The organism is Mesorhizobium sp. M2A.F.Ca.ET.037.01.1.1, assembly GCF_003998075.1.
GTDB lineage: Bacteria > Pseudomonadota > Alphaproteobacteria > Rhizobiales > Rhizobiaceae > Mesorhizobium.
In genome coordinates, this window is record NZ_RZSA01000511.1 from 1 (window position 1) to 4,730 (window position 4,730).

Annotated in this window: 7 protein-coding genes; 4 read left to right on the plus strand and 3 right to left on the minus strand. The window is 64.3% G+C overall.

Translation table 11 applies throughout. The features are described from left to right. The 3 genes from EOA27_RS22760 to mntR form a co-directional block, all read right to left on the minus strand. Positions 1 to 122, minus strand: a 122-nt coding sequence (locus EOA27_RS22760; RefSeq protein WP_189562086.1) for a neutral zinc metallopeptidase, incomplete at its 3' end; no start/stop codon positions are given. Between the two features lie 175 nt (positions 123 to 297). After that, positions 298 to 486, minus strand: a complete 189-nt coding sequence (locus tag EOA27_RS22765) for a hypothetical protein (RefSeq protein ID WP_126081744.1) — start codon at positions 484 to 486, stop codon at positions 298 to 300. 96 nt (positions 487 to 582) lie between these two features. Continuing rightward, the gene (mntR, locus tag EOA27_RS22770) at positions 583 to 1,041 is read right to left on the minus strand and encodes a manganese-binding transcriptional regulator MntR (RefSeq protein WP_042647014.1); all 459 of its coding nucleotides are present in this window, start codon (positions 1,039 to 1,041) and stop codon (positions 583 to 585) included. Positions 1,042 to 1,262: 221 nt separating this feature from the next. Between mntR and EOA27_RS22775 the strand changes: the two genes are divergently transcribed. The 4 genes from EOA27_RS22775 to EOA27_RS22790 form a co-directional block, all read left to right on the plus strand. Beyond that, positions 1,263 to 2,621: an Nramp family divalent metal transporter gene (locus EOA27_RS22775; RefSeq protein WP_127257239.1), complete on the plus strand. Its 1,359-nt coding sequence runs from the start codon at positions 1,263 to 1,265 to the stop codon at positions 2,619 to 2,621. 36 nt (positions 2,622 to 2,657) lie between these two features. After that, positions 2,658 to 3,500 (plus strand): rRNA adenine N-6-methyltransferase family protein, encoded by an 843-nt coding sequence (locus EOA27_RS22780; RefSeq protein ID WP_126081742.1) that lies wholly within the window; start codon positions 2,658 to 2,660, stop codon positions 3,498 to 3,500. Between the two features lie 96 nt (positions 3,501 to 3,596). After that, positions 3,597 to 4,247, plus strand: a complete 651-nt coding sequence (locus tag EOA27_RS22785; protein WP_126081741.1) for a dihydrofolate reductase family protein — start codon at positions 3,597 to 3,599, stop codon at positions 4,245 to 4,247. Positions 4,248 to 4,347: 100 nt separating this feature from the next. Then, positions 4,348 to 4,730 (plus strand): glutathione S-transferase N-terminal domain-containing protein (locus tag EOA27_RS22790; protein ID WP_145970477.1); only part of this gene is annotated, 383 nt, incomplete at its 3' end.

The following is a 4,730-nucleotide window of genomic DNA, read 5'->3' on the forward strand; positions in this document are numbered from 1 at the left end:
CCCCCGGTGCGGCCGCCGATAGGGACACGGAACTGACCGCCGCCACCCAATCCGCCGCCACCGCCGCTGTCGCTGCGCTCGTCCTCGATGTTGTCGCTCTGACGACGGCCTCTCCAAAGCATGGCAACTCCTCGCAATGCGAATGTCCTGGAGGGGCTGGCCGGCGACCGCCCCGTGCTGACAACTATCGCAACGGCCAGCCCAAGTCACAGAATTTTTCGCGCCCAAAAAATGCGCGGGCCGGAGGAAACTCCGATCGGCCGGTTATTTCCACTCCCGATAAACCGGCTGAAAACCTCAGCTTTTCTGCTTGGCGCCGGCGCTTTTGCCGTCCGAGCTTTTCGACCGTTCCTCGAAACGCGCCGCGCCCTTCTTCAGCGGATGGCCGGTCTCTGCCTCGGTCTTGCCTTCGTCGCCGGCGGCCGCCTGCCGCAATCCCCTGGCTGCCTGCTCTCCCTTGGCGGTCGGTGCCTGTTCGATGCCCATTGCTTCCTCCCTAAGCGCGATAATCGCGCGATGTGGGAGGTAATGCGGCCGGGGTGCGTAGGTTCCGCGTCAACACGCGCGATGGGAACCGGGGAGCTAAGCCTGGCGGTGAGTCATCGCTCGGCGGAAAGCATCCAGCGTTTCGGCGCTGACATGGTGCTCGATGCCTTCGGCGTCGATGCGCGCCGTCTCAGCGCTGACGCCCAGCGAGCGCAGGAAGGCTTCCACCGTCTGGTGGCGGATGCGGCTTTCCTCCGCGACCTTGCGGCCGGTCTCGGTCAGGAACACGCCGCGATAGGGCTTTCGCGAGACCAGCCCGTCGGCGCAGAGCCTGGTCAGCATCTTGGCAACCGTCGGCTGCGCGACGCCGAGCCTTGCCGCGATATCCACCTGCCGCGCCTCGTTGCCATCCTCGATCAGATCGGCGATCAGCTCGACATAGTCTTCGACCAGCGCGCTGCGGCGCGCCTGGCGCTGCTGCCGGAATCCTTCCGAATGGATTTCGGCATCGGGAAGCGGCTCCTCGCGTCGAACTGGTTTGTTCCTAAGCGCCAATATGCGCTCCTCCTGAATCGGGATCGCATCCATAGCACGAAACCCCTGATGGCCCGGCCGTTTATTTGCATTCCCGCGCGGGCGCAACCGGCGTTTCCGCCGCCCGCCCTGGAACTTGCTCCCGCGATCACGAAAGCATGATCAATGAAATATAGCATATTGCATAATGTTGAGCTGTGGCATAGATAGGAGGCACGTTCGATAATTCTAGCGGAAATCCCATGTCCGATGCCGATGCAGTAACCGTAGCCCGACCCGCATGGCGATTCGACAGGCCGGACGACGAGCAGCCCAGCCTGCGCGAGGTGAACGCCTCGATCGCGGTGCCGCGGACCGGCGTCTGGTTCCGCCGCCTGTTCGCTTTCATGGGTCCTGGCTACATGGTTTCGGTCGGCTATATGGACCCGGGCAACTGGGCGACGGACCTCGCCGGTGGCGCCCAGTTCGGGTACACGCTGCTTTTCGTCATAATGCTGTCGAACCTGATGGCGATCCTGCTGCAGGCGCTGGCCGCGCGCCTCGGCATCGCCGCCGGCCGCGACCTCGCCCAGGCTTGCCGCGCCTATTATCCGCGCCCCGTCAATCTGATGCTCTGGATCGCCTGCGAGCTGGCGATCATCGCCTGCGACCTCGCCGCGGTCATCGGCACGGCGATCGCGCTGCAGCTTCTGTTCGGAATTCCGTTGATCGGCGGCGCCATCCTCACCGCGCTCGACGCCTTTCTGGTGCTGCTGCTGATGAACAGGGGCTTCCGCTATCTCGAGGCCTTCGTCGTCGCGCTGCTGATCATCATCTTCGGCTGCTTTGCCATCCAGATCTTCGTCGCCGCACCGCCGGCCGGCACGATCCTGCATTCGATGTTCGTGCCGTCGTCTGAGATCGTCACCAATCCGGCGATGCTCTACATCGCCATCGGCATCATCGGCGCCACGGTCATGCCACATAACCTCTATCTGCATTCCTCGATCGTGCAGACCCGCGCCTATGAGCGCACCGAGACCGGCAAGCGTGACGCCATCAAATGGGCGACGACGGATTCGACCATCGCGCTGATCCTGGCGCTGTTCGTCAACGCTTCGATCCTGATCGTCGCGGCAGTCGCCTTCCACAACACCGGGCATCAGGACGTTGCCGAGATCGGCCAGGCCTTCGAGCTGCTGTCGCCGCTGCTGGGCCTCAGCATCGCCTCGATCCTGTTCGCCGTCGCGCTGCTCGCCTCCGGCCTCAACTCGACGGTCACCGCGACACTTGCCGGCCAGATCGTGATGGAAGGTTTTCTGCGCTTGCGCATTCCGCAATGGGCGCGGCGCCTGTTGACGCGCGGCATCGCCATCGTCCCCGTCGTTGTCGTCACCGCGCTCTATGGCGAAAAGGGCACGGCCGAGTTGCTGGTCTTCAGCCAGGTGGTGCTCTCGATGCAACTGCCCTTCGCGGTCATCCCGCTGGTGCAGTTCGTGTCGGACAGGAAGAAGATGGGCAGTTTCGCCATACCGCGCGGCCTTGCGGCGCTGGCCTGGGTGGTGGCGGCCGTCATCCTCGTTCTCAACTTCAAGCTGCTCTACGATACCTTCGCCGGCTGATCGCGACATTCCAGCCGGACGCGCTATCTTGGCGCTATGGTCAAACCGGACGAAGCTCGCAGATTCTACGCCAGGCTAATGGCCGCGCAGGCCCGCTCGGCCGATCCGCGCATCGAGGAGGTGTTCGCCTCGGTGCCGCGCGAGGCCTTTCTCGGCCCGGGACCGTGGACCGTCTTTGCCGGAGAAGGCCGGTTCGAGACGCCGAGCGCCGACCCAAGCTATATCTATCAGAACGTGCTCGTCGTGCTCGATGCCGACAAGGGCATTAACAATGGCGAGCCGCTGCTGCATGCCATGTGGCTCGGCAAGGTCGAGCCGAAGCCTGGCGAGGCCGTCACCCATATCGGCGCCGGCACCGGATATTATACGGCGCTGCTGTCTAAGCTGGTCGAGCCGGGCGGCAGCGTCACCGCCTTCGAGATCGAGGCCGATCTTGCCGCGCGCGCCAACGCGAACCTTGCGGCTTACGACAATGTCGAAATCGTCCAGGCCGACGCCGTCGCCAATCCGCTGCCGCTATCCGACATCATCTATGTCAATGCCGGCGTCGTCGCCCCGCCCGCCGCATGGTTGGGAGCGCTGAAGCCTGGCGGCCGCATGATCTTCCCCTGGCGCCCGTCCGAAACCGTCGGCCTCGCGGTCCTCATAACCCGCCTGGAAAATGGCTTCGCGTGCCGGCCCTTCATGGGCTCCTGGTTCATTCCTTGCGTCGGCGCCTCCGCCGTCGAGCCAGGCGCGAAAATACCGACCCGCGAGCGCGCCGCGCGCACCCGCTCGATCTGGGTTAGGGAAGACAAGGCGCCCGACCGCACCGCCACCGCCGTTTTCGGCGATGTCTGGTTCTCGTCACGCACCATTCGCGCTGACAACGCGCGGTAGAAATTCGCGGGGCCGTGTCGGAAAGCGGCCTTGCCGTTCGTCCTTAGCTCGAAATCCCGCCGTGACGGGCGCGGACCAGCCAAAAGGAGAAAGACTATGCGCAAGATCATCGCCGCCACCTTCGTCAGCCTCGACGGTATCATGCAGGCGCCGGGCGGACCGGAAGAGGACCCGGTCGGCGGCTTCGAATTCGGCGGCTGGACGTTCCACTACTTCGACGAGGTCGCGGGCACGGCAATGGAGGAACTGTTCTCCAAACCCTTCGACCTGCTGCTCGGCCGCAGAACCTACGACATCTTCGCCGCCTACTGGCCGTATCAGAAAGATTCGATCGCGGATGTTTTCAACCCGACGACCAAATATGTGGCGACGCATCGGCCCGATTCTCTGACTTGGGAGAACACCCAGTCGCTCGGGCCCGATATCGTTGCCAGCGTTAAGGAGATCAAGCAGGAAGACGGGCCCGACCTGCTCATCCAGGGCTCCGGCGATCTGATCCAGACCTTGCTCGCCAACGGGCTGATCGACGAGATCCGGCTGATGATCTTCCCGTTGCTGCTGGGCAAGGGCAAGCGGCTGTTTGGCGACAACGCGATGCCGGCCGCCTTCAAGCTCGTCAAATCGCAGGCTACGACCACCGGCGTCATCATGGCGACCTATGAGCGCGCGGGCGAAATCCGCACAGGATCGTTTGCCCAGCAGGAGCCTTCGCAAGCCGAGCTCGAGCGGCGCAGGACCTGGAAGTAGCAATGGATGCGGGCGGGGCCGGCCTCGCCGCCGCCTCGCCCGCGACCGATGCCTTTTCCAGAGCCACGAGCCATTCGACGCCATCACAAGGGGCCTGCCGATGATACCCACCATTACCGCCTTCCAACGATCGCCCGATGGCGGCAGGGGGCTGGCGCGCGACATGCAAGTCCGCTGGGCACTCGAGGAAGTCGGACAAGCTTACGACGTTCGTCTCGTCTCATTCACCGCGATGAAGCAGCCGGCGCATCTCGCGCTCAACCCTTTCGGCAGTATCCCGACCTACGAAGAAGGCAATCTCGCTCTGTTCGAGTCAGGCGCGATCGTCCTCCACATCGCGGTGCGTCACGCGGGCCTGTTGCCCGACGACGCGAACGCCCGGGCGCGCGCGGTCGCCTGGATGTTTGCCGCGTACAGCACGGTGGAGCCGCCGATCCTCGAGCGCGCAACCGCCGTGATCCTGGAGCACGATGCGTCGTGGCA